At 62.5% G+C, this 17901-nt stretch carries 16 protein-coding genes; all 16 read left to right on the plus strand.

What is annotated here, in order from left to right:
• Positions 1-6 precede the first annotated feature (6 nt).
• Positions 7-1188: an ABC transporter ATP-binding protein gene (locus tag B0G74_RS30230; protein WP_132379100.1), complete on the plus strand. Its 1182-nt coding sequence runs from the start codon at positions 7-9 to the stop codon at positions 1186-1188.
• Between the two features lies 1 nt (position 1189).
• Positions 1190-2236: an ABC transporter substrate-binding protein gene (locus B0G74_RS30235; protein WP_132379102.1), complete on the plus strand. Its 1047-nt coding sequence runs from the start codon at positions 1190-1192 to the stop codon at positions 2234-2236.
• Between the two features lie 37 nt (positions 2237-2273).
• Entirely contained in the window at positions 2274-3527 is a 1254-nt protein-coding gene (locus B0G74_RS30240) for an ABC transporter permease (RefSeq protein ID WP_132379510.1), read from the plus strand.
• A gap of 38 nt (positions 3528-3565) precedes the next feature.
• Positions 3566-4393: an ABC transporter permease gene (locus B0G74_RS30245; protein ID WP_132379104.1), complete on the plus strand. Its 828-nt coding sequence runs from the start codon at positions 3566-3568 to the stop codon at positions 4391-4393.
• A gap of 287 nt (positions 4394-4680) precedes the next feature.
• Positions 4681-7053 carry a bifunctional salicylyl-CoA 5-hydroxylase/oxidoreductase gene (locus tag B0G74_RS30250; RefSeq protein ID WP_132379106.1) on the plus strand — a complete coding sequence of 791 codons (2373 nt, stop codon included), beginning with the start codon at positions 4681-4683 and terminating at the stop codon, positions 7051-7053.
• Complete coding sequence (locus tag B0G74_RS30255) at positions 7050-7823, plus strand: SDR family NAD(P)-dependent oxidoreductase (protein WP_132379108.1); 774 nt, start codon at positions 7050-7052, stop codon at positions 7821-7823. Before B0G74_RS30250 ends, B0G74_RS30255 begins: the two co-directional genes overlap by 4 nt.
• A complete protein-coding gene (locus B0G74_RS30260) occupies positions 7820-8380 on the plus strand; it encodes a MarR family transcriptional regulator (protein WP_132379110.1) in 561 nt (186 codons plus the stop codon). The genes B0G74_RS30255 and B0G74_RS30260 overlap by 4 nt, the downstream gene beginning before the upstream one ends.
• Before the next feature lie 34 nt (positions 8381-8414).
• Positions 8415-9266 (plus strand): enoyl-CoA hydratase family protein, encoded by an 852-nt coding sequence (locus tag B0G74_RS30265; protein ID WP_132379112.1) that lies wholly within the window; start codon positions 8415-8417, stop codon positions 9264-9266.
• A 1-nt stretch (position 9267) separates the two neighbouring features.
• The gene (locus B0G74_RS30270; protein WP_132379114.1) at positions 9268-10476 is read left to right on the plus strand and encodes an acyl-CoA dehydrogenase family protein; all 1209 of its coding nucleotides are present in this window, start codon (positions 9268-9270) and stop codon (positions 10474-10476) included.
• A complete protein-coding gene (locus tag B0G74_RS30275; protein WP_132379116.1) occupies positions 10473-10916 on the plus strand; it encodes a thioesterase family protein in 444 nt (147 codons plus the stop codon). Before B0G74_RS30270 ends, B0G74_RS30275 begins: the two co-directional genes overlap by 4 nt.
• On the plus strand, positions 10913-11308 hold the full coding sequence (locus tag B0G74_RS30280; protein ID WP_132379118.1) for a RidA family protein: 396 nt from the start codon (positions 10913-10915) through the stop codon (positions 11306-11308). Before B0G74_RS30275 ends, B0G74_RS30280 begins: the two co-directional genes overlap by 4 nt.
• Positions 11309-11387: 79 nt before the next feature.
• Positions 11388-13028 carry an AMP-binding protein gene (locus tag B0G74_RS30285; RefSeq protein ID WP_132379120.1) on the plus strand — a complete coding sequence of 547 codons (1641 nt, stop codon included), beginning with the start codon at positions 11388-11390 and terminating at the stop codon, positions 13026-13028.
• Between the two features lie 42 nt (positions 13029-13070).
• Complete coding sequence (locus B0G74_RS30290; RefSeq protein ID WP_132379122.1) at positions 13071-14294, plus strand: dienelactone hydrolase family protein; 1224 nt, start codon at positions 13071-13073, stop codon at positions 14292-14294.
• 73 nt (positions 14295-14367) lie between these two features.
• Positions 14368-15045 (plus strand): glutathione S-transferase, encoded by a 678-nt coding sequence (locus B0G74_RS30295; RefSeq protein WP_132379124.1) that lies wholly within the window; start codon positions 14368-14370, stop codon positions 15043-15045.
• 192 nt (positions 15046-15237) lie between these two features.
• Complete coding sequence (locus B0G74_RS30300) at positions 15238-16743, plus strand: DHA2 family efflux MFS transporter permease subunit (RefSeq protein WP_132379126.1); 1506 nt, start codon at positions 15238-15240, stop codon at positions 16741-16743.
• 85 nt (positions 16744-16828) lie between these two features.
• Positions 16829-17662: an AraC family transcriptional regulator gene (locus B0G74_RS30305; protein WP_132379128.1), complete on the plus strand. Its 834-nt coding sequence runs from the start codon at positions 16829-16831 to the stop codon at positions 17660-17662.
• The last annotated feature ends 239 nt before the right edge of the window (positions 17663-17901 follow it).

Here is a 17901-nt window from a genome sequence, read left to right on the forward strand (position 1 = left end):
ATCACGATGTCAAACCCTTCCTTCATTTCGTTCTCGGGCGTGAGCAAATCGTACGACGGCGCTCAATACGTCGTCGATGACTTGAACCTCGACGTGCGCAAGGGAGAATTCCTGTCGCTGCTGGGTCCGTCCGGTTCGGGCAAGACGACGACGCTCATGATGCTGGCGGGATTCGAATCGCCCACGCGCGGCGAGATACGTCTTGACGGACGGCGGCTCGACGACAAGCCGCCGCATCAGCGTGACATCGGCATGGTGTTTCAGAACTACGCGCTCTTTCCACATCTGACGATTGCGGAGAACGTCGCATTTCCACTCTCCGTGCGTCGCGTGAGCCGCGCCGAGCAGAAAACGCGCGTGAAGCGCGCGCTCGAGATGATCGAGCTGCCGCATCTGGCGAACCGGCGCCCCGCGCAGCTCTCCGGCGGACAGCAGCAGCGCGTGGCGCTCGCGCGCGCGCTCGTATTCGAGCCAAGCGTCGTGCTGATGGACGAGCCGCTCGGCGCGCTCGACAAGCGCCTGCGCGAAACCATGCAATACGAAATCATGCGCCTGCATCGCGAGCTGTCGCTCACGATCGTCTACGTGACGCACGATCAGGCCGAAGCGCTGACGATGTCGGACCGCGTCGCCGTGTTCTCCGATGGCCGTATTCAGCAAGCCGCCACGCCCAGCGAACTCTACGAGAACGCGCAGAACGCCTTCGTCGCGAACTTCGTCGGCGAGAACAACGGGCTGACCGGGCGCGTCGTCACTGCCGGCGAAGAATGGGCGACGCTCGCGCTCTCAGACGGCAGCGTCATTCGTGGCCGTTGCGAACCCGGCCTGCATGCGGGCGACGAAGCGATGCTCGCGCTGCGCCCCGAACGCGCGCATATCCCGAGCGCCGCCGGCACGCAGGTCGACGAACACAGCAACGTGGTGCACGCACGCGTCGAGGAACTGGTGTATTGCGGCGATCATCATCGCGTGCACCTTGCGCTCGGGTCGCGCGACTCCTTCGTCGTGAAAGTGCCCAATACGCAGCGCCATGCGCTGCCTTCGCCGGGCAGCGCGATCGAGATCGCATGGCGCCACGACGACTGCAAGATTCTCGCAATGAGCGCGCCGCGCAGCGCGCCCGTGATCCAGGCATCCACCCCGCTCTCACCTTCCATCATCACGACCGCACCTGCAGGAGCCAACTAAAATGCGCACTCTCATCAAAACACAAAGCGTCGCACTCGCAGCACTCGCCTTCGCCGCCATGACCAGCCAGGCAGCGGAGACGCTCTCCGTCGTGACCTTCGGCGGTGCATACGAAGCGGCGGCCAAGAAAGCCTATTTCGAACCGTTCACGCAAGCCACCGGCATCGGTTTCTCGACCGAATCGTATGACGGAGGTCTCGCGAAGCTCTCCGCGATGGAGCAGGCGAAGAACACCACGTGGGACCTGATCGACCTCGAAACGAACGATGCAATCACGGCCTGCGACGAAGGCCTGCTGCAGAAGTTCGACAAGAAGACGCTCGGCAAGACGAGTGACTTCATCCCCGGCACGATCAGCGATTGCGCGGTTGCGAGCATGGTCTGGTCCACGGTCTACGCATACGACACGAGCAAGCTGAAGACCGCTCCGACCACCGTCAACGACTTCTTCGATCTGCAGAAATTCCCCGGCAAGCGCGGCCTGCGCAAGTCGCCGAAGGTCACGATGGAATGGGCGTTGATTGCGGACGGCGTCGATCCGAAAGATGTCTACAAAGTGCTCGCTACGCCCGCCGGTGTGGATCGCGCGTTCAAGAAGCTCGACACGATCAAGCCGAACATCGTGTGGTGGGAGTCGGGCGCGCAGGCGCCGCAGCTGCTCGCGGACGGCGCGGTCGTGATGACGCAGGCCTACAACGGCCGTATTTCCGACGCCGCGAAGAAGGACAACAAGCCGTTCAAGACCGTCTGGGACGCGCAGGTTTACGACTTCGACTGGTGGGCCGTTCCGACGGGCGCGAAGCACGCCGACGCCGCCGCGAAATTCATCGTCTCCGCTTCGCAACCGAAGGCGTATGCGGATTTGTCGAAGTACATCGCGTACGCACCGCCGCGCAAGGACGCGATCGCGCTGGTCGACAAGCAACGCCTCGCCGATCTGCCGACCGCACCCGAGAACTTCAAGCGCGCCTTGCAGATCAACGCGAACTTCTGGGCCGACAACGCGGACCAGATCAATAAGCGCTTCCAGGTGTGGCTCACGCAGTAACACCACCGTCCGACGAGAGCCCAACTTGACTACCCACATGCCCGCTTCGGCCCGAGCCACGGCCCCGGGCTCTCCGACGAGAGCCGACGGCCGCGCGTCGTTTCAAAAGGCGCGCCGCCGTGCATCGGTGCAGGCGCTTTTGCTCGCGCTGCCGCTGATCGTGTTTCTGCTTTCGACGTTCATCGCGCCGATCGCGCTCCTGCTCGCGCGCAGCGTGCAGAATCACGAAGTGCCCGACAGCATGCCCGCGCTCACGCGCGCGCTCGTTGCATGGGACGGGCGCGGCGTGCCCGACGAGCGCATGTTCGCCCTGCTCGCTGCGGGGCTCAAGGAGGCGCAGCAAAACGGGCAGCTCGGCACGGTCGCGCGGCGGCTGAACTTCGATCAGGCCGAGTTCCGTAGCCTGTTGATGCGCACCGCGCGCCAGTTGCCCGCCGATGCGCCGCCCGTGTGGAAACCGGCGCTCATTGAACTCGACGCACGCTGGAATTCGCCGGAGATCTGGCGCTTGCTGAAGCGCGCCGCCACGTCGCCGACGCCGGACTATCTGCTCGCGGCCGTCGATGCGCAAGTGACACCGCAAGGCTCAGTGGCGTTCGTGCCGGACAACGCCTCCGTCTATCGGCAGGCGTTCGTGCGCACGATCTCGATTAGCGCCACGGTCACGCTGCTGTGCCTTGTGTTCGGCTATCCGGTCGCATGGCTGCTCGCGAACCTGCCCGCGAAAAGCAGCAACCGCCTGATGCTCTTTGTGATCGTGCCGTTCTGGACCTCGGTGCTCGTGCGCACGACCGCGTGGTACGTTTTGCTGCAACCGGGCGGCGTCATCAACAGCCTGCTGATGGGGCTCGGGCTCACCACGCATCCGCTGCCGCTCATCTTCAACCGCGCGGGCGTGCTCATCGGCATGACGCATGTGCTCTTGCCCTACATGATTCTCGCGATCTATTCGGTGATGAAGAGCGTATCGCCCGTGTATGTGCGGGCCGCGCAATCGCTTGGTGCGCACCCGTTCACCGCGTTCGTGCGGATCTACATGCCGCAGACGCTGCCGGGCGTGGGAGCAGGCTGCTTCCTCGTGTTCGTGCTCGCGCTCGGCTACTACATCACGCCCGCGCTGCTCGGCGGCGCAGGCGACGAGATGATCAGCCAGCTCATCGCGATACAGACCAACACGCAACTCAACTGGGGCCTTGCCGGTGCGCTCTCGGCCTATCTCGTGATCTTCACGGCGATCTTCTATTTCCTGTTCAACCGCATCGTCGGTATCGACCGCTTGCGCTTCGGTTGAGACTCGGTTGAAACATGCGGACACGACGAGGGAACGACATGCAAGATCAACGCAACAAGGTGCTGACGGAACGCATCGCCGCGCGCTGGGTGCGGCTGCATACAGCGCTTGTGCTGTTCTTCCTGATTGCGCCCATTCTCGCGATCATCCCGCTCTCGTTCAATTCGGGCTCGTATTTCTCCTACCCGTTGCAGGGCTTTTCGCTGCGCTGGTATGAGCAGGCGCTCACGAGCGCGGGCTGGCAACGATCGCTCCTGAACAGCATCGGCATCGGCGCGGCATCGACGCTGATCGCCACATGTCTCGGCACGCTCGCCGCGCTGGGCATTTCGCGCACGCAGTTTCCGCTGCGCTCGCTGATCATGCCGATCATCATCTCGCCGATGATCGTACCGATCGTCGTCGTCGCCGCAGGCTTCTATCTGATCTTCGCACCGCTCGGCCTGGTGAACTCGTATCCCGGCGTGGTGCTGGCGCATGCGGCGCTCGGCACGCCATTCGTCGTGATCACCGTGACCGCGTCACTGCTTTCGTTCGATCAGAGTCTGTTGCGCGCCGCCTCCGGGCTCGGCGCGACGCCGTGGGTCACATTCAGGCGCGTGACCTTGCCGCTCATCACGCCGGCGGTCGCGACCGGCAGCGTCTTCGCTTTCGCGACCTCGTTCGACGAGGTCATCGTCATTCTGTTCATCGGCGGCCCGGATCAAACCACCGTGCCGCGGCAGATGTGGAGCGGTATTCGCGACTCGATCGACCCGTCGATCCTCGCCGTGGCGACGATGCTGATCGTGTTCGCCGTGCTGCTCTTCGCGAGCATTAACTGGCTGCGCGGCCGCACGGCCGCCGCCAGCAAAGCGCTCGTCTGATGCATCGAGGCCGCCTGGGGCCAAGCTGATGCAAGCTTCAATTCGCGAGCGGGGCGCGTTCGCGGGCAGGATTTGTGTGCCCCCGCCTCAGTGTCGAGAATGCAGGTTCGCGACATACTTTATTTTCACAGCTGCTGTAATCCACCCGACCGTCTAGTCCGGCTGGCCGTCAGGCCAGCGCCGCGCCGCGTTGTGGCTCGGTGTTTTCGCCCGCACATTTACTTGACATCTAAACTATCTACGCCTAAATTATCTCCATCAGCAGCGTTCACATATGGGGAACAAGCATGCGCATCGTTTGCATTGGTGGCGGCCCGGCCGGTCTGTACTTCGGCCTCTTGATGAAGAGCCGGAACCCGGCCTACGATGTCACGGTGGTCGAGCGCAACCGCCCGTACGACACCTTCGGCTGGGGCGTCGTCTTCTCCGACCAGACACTCGGCAATCTGCGCGCCGCCGACGCCCCCAGCGCCGACGCGATCCTCGACGCCTTCAATCACTGGGACGACATCGAGATCAATTTCCGCGGCCGGCAAATCCGTTCATCGGGTCACGGCTTCTGCGGCATCGGCCGTAAGCGTCTGCTGAATATCCTGCAAGCGCGCTGCGAGGAACTCGGCGTCAAGCTGGTTTTCGAAACCCAGGTCACGGACGACAGCGTCTACGAGGCCGACCTGATCATCGCTTGCGACGGCGCCAACAGCGCGGTCCGTCAAAAGTACGCGGCCACCTATCGGCCCTCCGTCGACATGCGCGATTGCCGCTTCGTCTGGCTTGGCACCAAAAAACTCTTCGACGCCTTCACCTTCGCCTTCGAAGAAACCGAATTCGGCTGGTTCCAGGCGCACGCCTATCGTTTCGACGATCAGACCTCCACGTTCATTGTCGAAACGCCGGAGCGCGTGTGGCGCGCCGCCGGCCTCGACGAAATGAGCAAGGAAGACAGCATTGCCTTCTGCGAAAAGCTGTTCGCGAAGTATCTGGACGGCAACCCCTTGTTGTCGAACGCGGCGCATTTGCGCGGCTCGTCGCAATGGATTCGCTTCCCGCGCGTCGTCAACGAGGAATGGGTGCATTGGCGCAGCAACGCGGACGGCGCGCAAACGCCGGTCGTCCTCATGGGCGATGCCGCGCATACCGCTCACTTCTCGATCGGCTCGGGCACCAAGCTCGCGCTCGAAGATTCGATCGAACTCGCCAACAGCATGAGCGCGCATCCGGGTGACCTCGCCGCCGCGCTGAAGCATTACACCGACGTGCGCAGCATCGACGTATTGCGCATTCAAAACGCGGCGCGCAATTCGACGGAATGGTTCGAGCATGTCGACCGCTACACGTCGTTCGAGCCGGAACAGTTCGCTTATTCGCTGCTCACGCGCTCGCAGCGTATTTCTCACGAAAATTTGCGTGAACGTGATGCGCAGTACCTGTCCGGCTTCGAAGACTGGCTCGCCCAGCGCTCCGGCGTGAATCGCGCGCCGGAGAAGCACTCCGTCCCGCCGATGTTCACGCCCTTCACGCTGCGCGGCGTCACGCTGAAAAACCGCGTGGTGGTGTCGCCCATGGCGCAATACTCGGCCGTCGACGGCATTGCGGGCGACTATCACCTGATGCATCTCGGCGCCCGCGCGATGGGCGGCGCAGGGCTCGTCATGACGGAAATGACCTGCGTCTCGCCCGAAGCGCGCATTACGCCCGCATGTCCGGGCATGTACGCGCCCGAGCATCTCACCGCGTGGAAGCGCATCGTCGATCTCGTGCATCGTCAGTCGGATGCGAAGATCGGCATTCAGCTCGGCCATTCTGGCGCGAAAGGCTCGACACGTGTCTCGTGGGAAGGCATCGATCAGCCACTCACGGAAGGCAACTGGCCGCTCATCTCGGCATCGCCGCAGCAATATCTGCGTGGCGTCAGCCAGCATTCGCGCGAAGCCACGCAAGACGAGTTGCGTGAAATCGAAGCGCAGTTCGTCCGCGCCACGCAAATGTCGGTGGAAGCGGGTTTCGACTGGCTCGAATTGCATTGCGCGCACGGCTATTTCCTGTCGAGCTTTCTGTCGCCACTGACCAATCACCGCACCGACGAATACGGCGGCTCGCTGGAAAATCGTCTGCGCTACCCGTTGCAGGTTTTCAAGGCGATCCGCGCGGTCTGGCCGCAAGACAAGCCAATTTCCGTGCGCATTTCCGCGAACGATTGGGTCGAAGGCGGCACAACGCCCGACGACGCAGTCAAGATCGCTCAAGCCTTCAAGGCCGCCGGCGCCGACATGATCGATGTATCGTCGGGCCAGGTCAGCAAGGAAGAAAAACCGGTATTCGGCCGCATGTTCCAGACGCCATTCGCCGACCGCGTGCGCAACGAAGCCGGCATCGCGACCATCGCGGTCGGCGCGATCTCCGAAGCGGATCACGTGAACAGCATCATCGCGGCAGGCCGTGCGGATCTGTGCGCGATTGCTCGCCCGCATCTGGCGAATCCTTCGTGGACGTTGAACGAAGCGGCCAAGATCGGCTATTTCGATGTGATGTGGCCAAAGCCCTACACGGCGGCGAAGTCCCAACTGGAACGCAACCTCGAACGCGAGCGTGCTCAAGCCGCCGCGAACGCCGGTCTGTCGCCGCAAGAACGCGCGCAACGCGCTGAAGGAACCGTGTGAACACGCTCAATTCCACCCTCGCGGGACAGCACGCGGTCGTCACCGGTGGCGGCAGCGGCATCGGCGCGGCAGTCGCGGAAAGCTTGCTGCGCGCCGGCGCGCGCGTGACCTTGATGGGCCGCAATGCGGAACGTCTCGACATGCAGCGCGAAAAGTGCCGCGCGCTGGGCGACGTGGCGTGCATCAGCGTCGACGTCACGCAGGAAGACTCCGTCGCGAACGCGTTCCGTGAGGCCGGCGCAGTCGACATCCTCGTCAACAACGCGGGTCAGGCGCAAGCCGCGCCGTTCACACACACCGACACGGCGCTCTGGCAGCGCATGCTGGACGTGAACCTCACCGGCGTCTTTCTCGGCACGCGCGCGGTATTGCCCGGCATGCTCGAACGCGGTCATGGACGCATCATCAACGTGGCCAGCACGGCGGGACAGATCGGCTACGCGTACGTCGCTGCCTATTGCGCCGCGAAACATGGCGTGATCGGTCTGACGCGTTCGCTCGCGTTGGAAGTCGCGACGAAAGGCATCACCGTGAACGCCGTGTGTCCCGGCTATACGGAAACGGAACTGCTGCACGCGTCGCTTGAACAGATCACCAGCAAGACCTCGCGCACCGAACAACAAGCGCGCGAAACCTTGCTTCGCTCGAATCCGCAACATCGCTTCGTGAGTCCGGAACAGGTCGCCAATGCGGTGCTCTGGCTCTGCCAACCCGGCTCGGACGCCATCACGGGGCAATCCATTTCCATCTCTGGTGGAGAAGTGATGTGACCAAGTCATCGAACATCAAGAAGCCCGCTGCGGCGGCTGAAACGAAACCGCCGCGCAAAGGCGTCCCCAAACCCGCGGAGAACGTCGTGGACCTCGAAATGAGCACCGGCGCGGATAGTCACATGGGCTTGCGGCTATGGCTGCGCATGCTGACCACGACCAACCTCGTGCAAGCCGAATTGCGCAAGCGTCTGCGCAACGAATTCGACACTACGTTGCCGCGTTTCGATCTGATGGCCCAATTGGAGCGACATCCCGAAGGCCTGAAAATGACCGAACTGTCGCGTCGTTTGATGGTGACGGGCGGCAACATCACCGGCATTACGGATCAGCTCGAAAAAGAAGGACTGGTCTCGCGCGACAACGACCCGAACGACCGCCGCTCGATCAGCGTGTGTCTGACACCAGCGGGTCGCAAGGCATTCGACAAGATGGCGGTCGCGCACGAGCAATGGGTAGTCGAACTGTTCGGCGGTTTGAGCCTCGATGAAAAATCGCGCACCCATCAGCGCCTCGGCAAACTCAAGCAACATCTGCTCGACAGTCTGAAAGACTGATCGGCATCGAAACGAGCGGACATAGGAGACATTCATGACACGATCCAACGCCGATGCCCTGCTGGCCGGCAATCGCCTCACGCTAGCCGGCTACGAAGCGCGGCACTTCGGCTGGTCGGTCGCCGACAAGGTCGCGACGATCACGCTGAACCGCCCGGAGCGCAAGAATCCGCTGACTTTCGAGTCGTATGCCGAGTTGCGCGATCTGTTCCGGCAATTGACCTATGCGACCGACGTCAAGGCAGTGGTGATTCACGGCGCCAGCGACAACTTCTGTTCCGGCGGCGACGTGCACGACATCATCGCGCCGCTGATCGATCTGCCCATGCCGGAACTGCTGCTCTTCACGCGCATGACCGGCGATCTGGTCAAAGCCATGCGCCATTGCCCACAACCGGTGATTGCGGCCGTCGACGGCGTCTGCGCCGGCGCCGGTGCGATTCTCGCGATGTCGTCCGACATGCGGCTCGGCACCGCGCGCAGCAAGCTCGCTTTCCTGTTCTCACGCGTCGGTCTCGCGGGCTGCGATATGGGCGCTTGCGCGATTCTGCCGCGCATCATCGGCCAGGGCCGCGCCGCCGAATTGCTCTTCACCGGACGCTCGGCAAGCGGCGACGAAGGCCACGCGTGGGGCTTCTACAACCGGCTGTGCGAACCCGCGGCGCTTCTTGAAGAAGCGCACAAGCTCGCCGCCGACCTCGTCGCCGGTCCGACTTTCGCGCACGGCATCACGAAAAAGATGCTGCATCAGGAATGGAGCATGAGCATCGACGAAGCGATCGAGTCCGAAGCGCAAGCCCAGGCGATCTGCATGAGCACACGCGATTTCGAGCGCGCCTACAGCGCGTTTGCCGCGAAGTCGCGTCCGGTGTTCGAAGGAGACTGAGTTGAGCGCCAACACTGAACTGGATCTGCATAGCGCGCTGGCGTGGCCGTTCTTCGAGCCGCGTCATCGCGAACTGGCCGCGGGCATCGAAGCATGGTGCCGCGAGAACCTCTCGCACGAAGACCACAAGGACGTGGATGCGGCCTGCCGTCATCTGGTGCGTGAACTCGGCGCCGCGGGCTGGCTGAAATATGGCGTGGGCGGCGTTGCGTACGGCGGCCACGGCGATACGATCGATACGCGCGCCGTTTGCCTGCTGCGCGAAACGCTGGCCAAACACTCGGGACTCGCGGACTTCGCTTTGGCGATGCAGGGGCTTGGTTCGGGCGCCATCTCGCTCGGCGGCACGCACGAACAGAAGACACGTTACCTGCCGCGCGTCGCCAACGGCACGGCCATCGCAGCGTTCGCGCTGTCCGAGCCTGAGGCGGGCTCCGATGTCGCCGCCATGGCGCTGTCCGCCCGCGACGACGGCGACACCTACGTGCTCGACGGCGACAAGACGTGGATCTCCAATGGCGGCATTGCCGATTTCTACGTGGTGTTCGCGAGAACCGGCGAAGCGCCGGATGCGCGCGGCATTAGCGCATTTATTGTCGATGCGGAAACGCCGGGCCTGGAGATCGCCGAACGCATCGACGTGATCGCGCCGCATCCGCTCGCGCGCCTGCACTTTGCGGGCGCTCGCGTGCCGCGCAGCCAGATGCTCGGCACGCCCGGTGAAGGGTTCAAGCTCGCCATGCGGACGCTGGATATTTTCCGCACTTCCGTGGCGGCCGCGTCGCTCGGGTTCGCGCGTCATGCAATGGCAGAAGGCCTCGCGCGTGCCGCGTCGCGCAAGATGTTCGGGCAGACGCTCGGCGATTTTCAACTGACGCAGGCCAAACTCGCGCAGATGGCCTTGACCATCGATAGCAGCGCGTTGCTCGTTTATCGCGCCGCGTGGTTGCGCGATCAAGGCGAAAACGTCACGCGTGAAGCCGCAATGGCGAAGTGGCACGCAAGCGAAGGCGCACAACAGGTGATCGACGCCGCGGTGCAACTCTACGGCGGCATGGGCGTGCAAAGCGGTACGGCCGTCGAGATGTTGTATCGCGAGATTCGCGCGCTGCGCATTTACGAAGGCGCGACCGAAGTGCAGCAATTGATTGTCGGACGCGATCTGCTGAAAGCGCATGCTGCCGCGACTGCCGGAGCGAACCTCAAATGAGCGCGTCTTTCGAGCGGCCCGTACGCATCCGTTTCTCGCACTGCGATCCGGCGGGCATCGTGTTCTTTCCGCAATATCTGGTGATGACCAACGCGCTGGTCGAAGACTGGTTCAACGAAGGCCTGCATATCGATTACGCGCACATGATCTCGCAACGCCGCCTCGGCTTGCCGATCGTCAAACTCGACTGCGAGTTTTCGCGGCCGAGCCAGATGGGCGAAACGATCACGCTGACACTTAATGTTGCGGCGATCGGGCGGCGATCGATCAGCATCGAGATCGTCGGCCATTGCAACGGCGAAACCCGTTTCCGCGCGAAACAGGTGCTCGTCACGACGTCGCTCGAACGCGGCACATCCATCGACATTCCCGCCGACATCGCGAGCGCGCTCGCGGCGTTCGCTCCACAGCCCGACTCCATTGAGGCGCATCGCTCATGAAAAAAGCTCTTCTTCCCGCCGGCTGGGTCAAGCCGCGTGGCTACGCGAACGGTGTCGCGGCAAACGGTACGCAGGTGTTCATTGCCGGCCAGATCGGCTGGGACGAACAGGCGCGTTTCCAGACGACCGACTTCGCCGCGCAAGCCATCCAGGCGCTCAAGAATGTGCTCGCCGTATTGCACGAAGCGGGCGGCAAGCCCGAGCATCTGGTGCGATTGACGTGGTACGTCACTGACAAGCGCGAGTACCTCGCTTCGTTGAAAGACATCGGCCGCGCGTTTCGCGAGCTGATCGGGGACTACGACATCGCGATGAGCGCGGTGCAGGTCGTCGCGCTGATTGAAGACGAAGCGAAGGTCGAAATCGAGGCGACCGCCGTGGTCCCTCAGTAACAGAGCAACGAAGCACACGAAAAGAACCCACCAAGCCAACCGAAGCGCATTTAGCCGGCTCAACGCCCGGGAGACCATGATGGAACCGTCAGCACACGTCGATACCTTCGCGCGCGACAATCTTCCGCCGCAGGATCAATGGCCCGTCTTTCTGCTCGACAACCCCGACGTCGCGTACCCGGCGCGCTTGAACTGCGCGACGGAGTTGCTCGATAGAACCATCGATGCAGGCCACCGCGATCATCCCGCGATCTGGTCCGATGTCGACGGCACACCGCGCGCCACCACCTACGGTGAACTGCTGGCGCTCGTGAATCGCAGCGCGCACGTGCTGGTCGACGAAATGGGACTGCAGCCCGGCAACCGCGTTTTACTACGCGGTCCGAACACGCTGCACATGGCCGTGACCGCGCTCGCGGCGCTGAAGGTCGGACTCGTCGTGGTGCCGACCATGCCGCTACTGCGAGCCAAGGAACTGAAGCAGATCATCGAGAAAGCGCAGGTCGGCGCGGCGTTGTGCGACGCTCGCCTGACCGCCGAACTGGCACGCTGCACCGATCCAGAAGACGAGTTCTATTGCGCGGGTCTGAAGCAAACGCGACTCTTCCACGATGACGCCGCCGATTCGCTCGATACGCTCGCGATCAACAAGCCCGACCATTTCACCGCGTGCGACACCGCCGCCGACGACGTCTGCCTGATTGCGTTCACCAGCGGCACGACCGGTGCGCCGAAGGGCTGCATGCACTTTCATCGCGATGTCGTGGCCATGTGCGATCTGTTCCCGCGTCACGTGCTCAAGCCCACATCGAACGATATTTTTTGCGGCACTCCGCCGCTCGCGTTTACGTTCGGGCTCGGCGGCCTGCTGTGTTTTCCGTTGCGAGTTGGCGCCTCCACGGTGTTGATCGAGAAGCTCACGCCCGAGACGTTGCTGCAGACCGTCGAGCGTTTTCACGCGACCGTCATGTTCACCGCGCCGACTTTCTATCGGCAAATGGCGCCGCTGGTTGCGCACCACGACGTCTCTTCGCTGAAGAAAACCGTGTCGGCGGGTGAAGCATTGCCGGATTCGACACGGCGTCTGTGGCGCGACGCGACAGGCATCGACATGATCGACGGCATTGGCGGCACCGAGTTGATCCACATTTTCATTTCGGCGCAAGGCGACGAGATTCGCGCGAACGCCATCGGCCGCGCGGTGCCGGGTTACGTCGTGCAGGCCGTGGATGACGACATGCGACCGGTCGCGCCCGGCACGATCGGCAAACTCGCGGTGCGCGGCCCGACCGGCTGCCGCTATCTCGCCGACGAGCGGCAGAAGAAGTTCGTGCGCGACGGCTGGAACCTGCCCGGGGATTCCGTCTATCTCGACGAAGACGGCTACGTGTTCTACCAGGCACGCGCCGACGACATGATCGTCTCCGCCGGCTACAACATCTCCGGACCCGAAGTGGAGAGCGTCCTGCTGCAACACGACGCGGTGTCCGAATGCGGCGTGATAGGTGTGCCGGACGAAACCCGCGGACAGATCGTCAAAGCGTTCGTCGTGGTCAATCCGGGTTACGAGCGCGACGACAAATTGGTCGCGCAACTGCAGGATTTCGTGAAAAATAGCGTGGCGCCGTATAAATATCCACGCGTCATCGTTTTCGTCGATTCACTGCCGCGCACCGAAACCGGCAAGCTCAAACGCTTCGAGTTGCGTACGATGGCCTAGCCCACATTTGTCGATCAACGATCGACACAGGAGACACACCGCATGGCCGCCTCTTTCATCGAAGTCGTCGCCCAGGATGGCGGCCGTTTCAATGCGTACGTCGCGAGCCCCGCGCAAGGGTCGGGGCCGGGACTCGTGCTCCTGCAGGAAATTTTCGGCATCAACGACACCATGAAGGCGATGGCGGACCGCTTCGCTGAGGAAGGCTATGTGGTGCTGGTGCCGGATCTGTTCTGGCGGATCAAACCGGGCATCGTGCTCGGATATGGCGAAGCCGACATGAAGCAGGCGCTCGCCTATCTCGGCCAGTTCGACACGGACCTCGCGATCGACGATATCGCGGCCACCGTCGCCGCATTGCGCGCCATGCCCGAACAGGCCGGCAAGGTGGGCACAGTGGGTTACTGCCTCGGCGGCAAGCTCGCATTCCTGAGCGCCGCGCGAACCGATGTCGATTGCGCAGTCAGCTACTACGGCGTGGGCCTCGAAGCGTATCTGGACGAAGTGCCCGCGATTCGCTGCCCGATGATGTTCCACTTCCCCGAAAACGACTCGCATTGTCCGCCGGAAACCCGCGAACGGATCAGCGTTGCGTTGCGCACGCAGCCGCAAATCGAACAATACGTGTACCCCGGTTGCGATCATGCGTTTGCCGCGCCGTCGCGTCCGCAATACGACAAACCCGCCGCGATGATGGCCTATTCACGCACGCTCGCGCTGCTGCGCAAGGTGCTGGGTCCGGTCTACGATCTCAACGCGCTGTGGGAAGCGCATTGCTACTACGAGTTCGCCACGCGTGACGTGGATGCGGTCATGCCCACCATGGTCGCGCAACCCTACGTCAATCACGTTCCGACCATGACCGGCGGAGTCGGTCATGACAACCTCAAGCGTTTCTATACGCATCACTTCGTCAACTCGAATCCTGTCGATACGAAGCTGATTCCGATTTCGCGCACCATCGGCGCGGATCGCATCGTCGACGAATTCATTTTTAGCTGCACGCATAGCTGCGAGATCGACTGGTTGCTGCCCGGCGTAGCGCCAACCGGTAAGTATTTCGAGGTGCCGATGCTCGCGGTAGTGTGTTTCCGCGGCGACAAGCTTTATAACGAGCACATCTATTGGGATCAGGCATCCGTGCTGGTGCAGGTGGGCTTGCTGAACCCAGAGGGGCTGCCTGTGGCCGGTATCGAAAGCGCGCGCAAGCTGCTCGACGAAACGCTGCCGTCGAATCAATTGATGGGCGGCAAATCACGCGTGTGAGGTGCGACTAGAGGCCCGCCTCTGCACAACATCCTTATGATGTGACACTCCATTGGCCACCGTCCCTCGACCCATGCTGACCGTCCATCATCTGAACAACTCCCGCTCGCAACGTGTGCTGTGGCTGCTCGAAGAACTCGGTGTTCCTTACGAGATCAAGCGTTACCAGCGCGATCCGAAAACAATGCTGGCGCCGCCCGAGTTGCGCGCGGTGCATCCGCTCGGCAAGTCGCCCGTGATTACCGATGACGGCCAGACTATCGCGGAGTCGGGCGCGATCATCGAGTATCTGATCGGCAAATACGGGCAGGGACGGTTTGCGCCGGCGCCGGGCACGCCGGAGCGGCTGCGTTACACGTACTGGCTGCATTACGCGGAAGGTTCCGCGATGCCGCCGCTGCTGCTCAAGCTCGTGGCGCTGCGCATTGCCAGCGCGCCGATGCCGTTCTTCGCCAAGCCGATCGCGCGCAAGATTGCCGGCACGCTGCAGTCGAGCTTCATCGATCCGCAGTTGAAGCTGCACCTCGGCTACATCAACAAGGAACTGAGCGCGACCGGCTGGTTCGTCGGTGACGATTTCACGGCGGCTGACGTGCAGATGAGCTTCCCGCTCGAAGCCGCCACGGCGCGCGGCGGCATGGAAGGCCAGATTCCGGCGGTGGTCGATTTCCTCAAGCGTATTCACGCGAGGCCGGCTTATCAGCAAGCGCTCGAGCGTGGCGGCAAGTACGAATTGCTCGGCGGCGATTGAGGTTTGCGCGGCCCTGGAAATCGTAGTTGTGGGCCCAAACCCGCGGGTGCTAGACTGAAAAATCCCATTGTCGTCAACGAGTTGCCAACCGGTTGGACGGTGTTGCCGCCGGTTGCGTTTCTTTCGGCGCGGCGTCTGTTTCAGCGGCGGCGCGTCCGGCATCCGATAGACCGTGCCTAAGGAGCCGCCTGCATGACCCATTCCATCCACGGCAACAAACGCTGGCTCGCACTGATTGTGTTGTGCCTCGGCGTGCTCATGATCGTGCTCGATACGACGATCGTGAACGTTGCGCTGCCGTCCATTGCGGCGGACCTCGGTTTTACCGAGACATCGCTCGTATGGGTGGTCAATGCGTATATGCTGACCTTCGGCGGTTGCCTGCTGCTTGGCGGGCGGCTCGGCGACCTGTATGGGCATCGCAAGCTGTTTCTTATCGGCATCACGTTGTTTACGCTGGCGTCGCTTGCTTGTGGGATTTCGAACTCGCAAGGACTGCTGGTGTGCGCGCGGGCCGTTCAGGGCGTGGCGGGTGCGATTGTCTCGGCGGTTTCGTTGTCCCTCATCATGAACCTGTTCACAGAGCCCGGCGAGCGTGCGAAAGCGATGGGCGTGTACGGTTTCGTGTGCGCGGGTGGCGGCAGCATCGGCGTGTTGCTCGGCGGGCTGCTGACCAATCTGCTGAGCTGGCATTGGATCTTTCTCGTCAACCTGCCGATCGGTATTGCCGTGTACGCGCTGTGTGTCGCGCTGTTGCCGTCCGCGCGCGGGCATGCGCACGGCGAGCGGCTCGATGTGGCCGGCGCGGTGTCTGTCACTGTTTCGCTGATGCTGGCGGTCTATGCGGTGGTGAATGGCAATGAGGCTGGTTGGACTTCGGCGCAGACGCTAGGTTTGCTGTTTGCCGCGTTGGCGCTGCTTGTCGTGTTCCTTGTGATCGAAGCGCGCGTTCAGCATCCATTGATGCCGCTTGGTCTGTTCCGCTTGCGCAATGTCGCGACCGCGAACGTGGTCGGCGTGTTGTGGGCGGCGGCGATGTTTGCCTGGTTCTTCATCTCTGCGCTGTATTTGCAGCGTGTGCTTGGCTATCGGCCGTTGCAGGTCGGGCTTGCATTCCTGCCCGCCAACCTGATCATGGGGTTCTTTTCGCTCGGGCTGTCGGCGCGGGTGGTGATGCGCTTTGGCCTGCGGCTTCCGCTGGCCGTCGGTCTGCTGGTCGCGGCGTGCGGTCTTGCTTTGTTCGCTCGCGCGCCGGTGGGCGGCAGCTTTGTGCTCGATGTCATGCCCGGCATGATCCTGCTCGGCTTCGGCGCCGGTATCGCCTTCAATCCGATGCTGCTCGCCGCCATGAGCGATGTCGATCCGAGTGATTCGGGGCTCGCGTCGGGTATCGTCAATACGTCGTTCATGATGGGTGGCGCGCTTGGGCTTGCGGTGCTGGCGAGTCTTGCCGCGGCGCGGAGTGAGGCGATGCAGGCGTCTGGTGATGCGGTCGCGGCGCTGAACAGTGGGTATCACGTCGCGTTTTTGTTTGGGGCGATCTTTGCGGCAGTGGCGGGGGTGCTTGGCGGGCTGTTGTTGCGGCCGGGGCACGCGGGTTCGGCTGGGGCGCAGGAAGGGGCTCACGGTCACAACGTGACGGCAGCGGATGGACACTCCCCCGCCACGGGCAACAAAGCCGCGACCGAAAACTACTAAACGCCGCCCCGCAAAACCGCAATCCCGATCAAACATCCCGGATCGGCGCTCGCTATGCTGGTTCCATGCTGACATGAGAGCCCATATGAACCCGGTTGGAAAAGCGCTGTGGTTTATCGAAAGCCACTTTGCCCACGAGTTGACGCTCGACGACATCGCCAAATGCGGATGCGTGTCGCGCTTTCACCTGGCGCGCGCCTTCGAAGCGGCCACGGGGGTTTCGGTGATGCGCTATGTCCGCGGGCGGCGCTTGACCGAAGCGGCACGCCGTCTGGCGAGTGGTGCACCGGACATCCTCACGGTCGCCATCGACGCCGGCTACGGTTCTCACGAGGCATTCACACGCGCGTTTCGCGAGCAATTCGGGCTCACGCCCGACGGGCTGCGCGTGCGCGGCCATCTCGACAATCTCGCCCTCGTGGAGCCGATCAAAATGGACGAAACCCTGCTTACCCATCTCGAACCGCCGCGCTTTGAAGACGGTAAAGCGTTTCTTGTTGCGGGTCTGAGCGAGCGCTATACCAGCGAAACCTGCGCTGCAATTCCGTCGCAGTGGCAGCGCTTTGGTGACTACTTCGGCAAAGTGCCTGGGCAGATCAGCAATGTGGCGTATGGCGTCTGCTATAACGCTGACGATGCTGGCAACATTGACTATCTGTGCGGTGTCGAAGTCAGTGACTTTTCAGCATTGCCTGCTGAGCTCAGCCGCTTGCGGATTTCGCCGCAGCGGTATGCGGTGTTTAGCCATCGCGAACATATTTCGACTATCCGGCGCACCTGGAACACGATCTGGAATCAGTGGCTGCCGGCGTCGGGACATATTCCTGCTGATGCGCCGAATTTCGAGCGGTATGACGAGAAGTTTGATCCTGTTAGTGGGATGGGCGGGCTTGAGATATGGTTGCCATTGAAGAGCTGAGGAGCCTCCATTCTCGGTGCGGCGATGCGTGTGGCGGGTGCGTTTCCGGTGACATTGAATAATCACCTGCACAAACGCACGAAGCGCCCGATGTTCGCCATGTGCATTCTTGAATGAGAATGCACACATATCGATCGCGAGATTACCTTGCTCGCGCTGAACGTCTTGATCTTGCTATCTCGCGATTCGCCACGTCCCGGATGTCGTCAGGCAATCTGTCGCACTCGTTGCGCTTGAAA

Source organism: Paraburkholderia sp. BL9I2N2 (assembly GCF_004339745.1).
Taxonomy (GTDB): domain Bacteria; phylum Pseudomonadota; class Gammaproteobacteria; order Burkholderiales; family Burkholderiaceae; genus Paraburkholderia.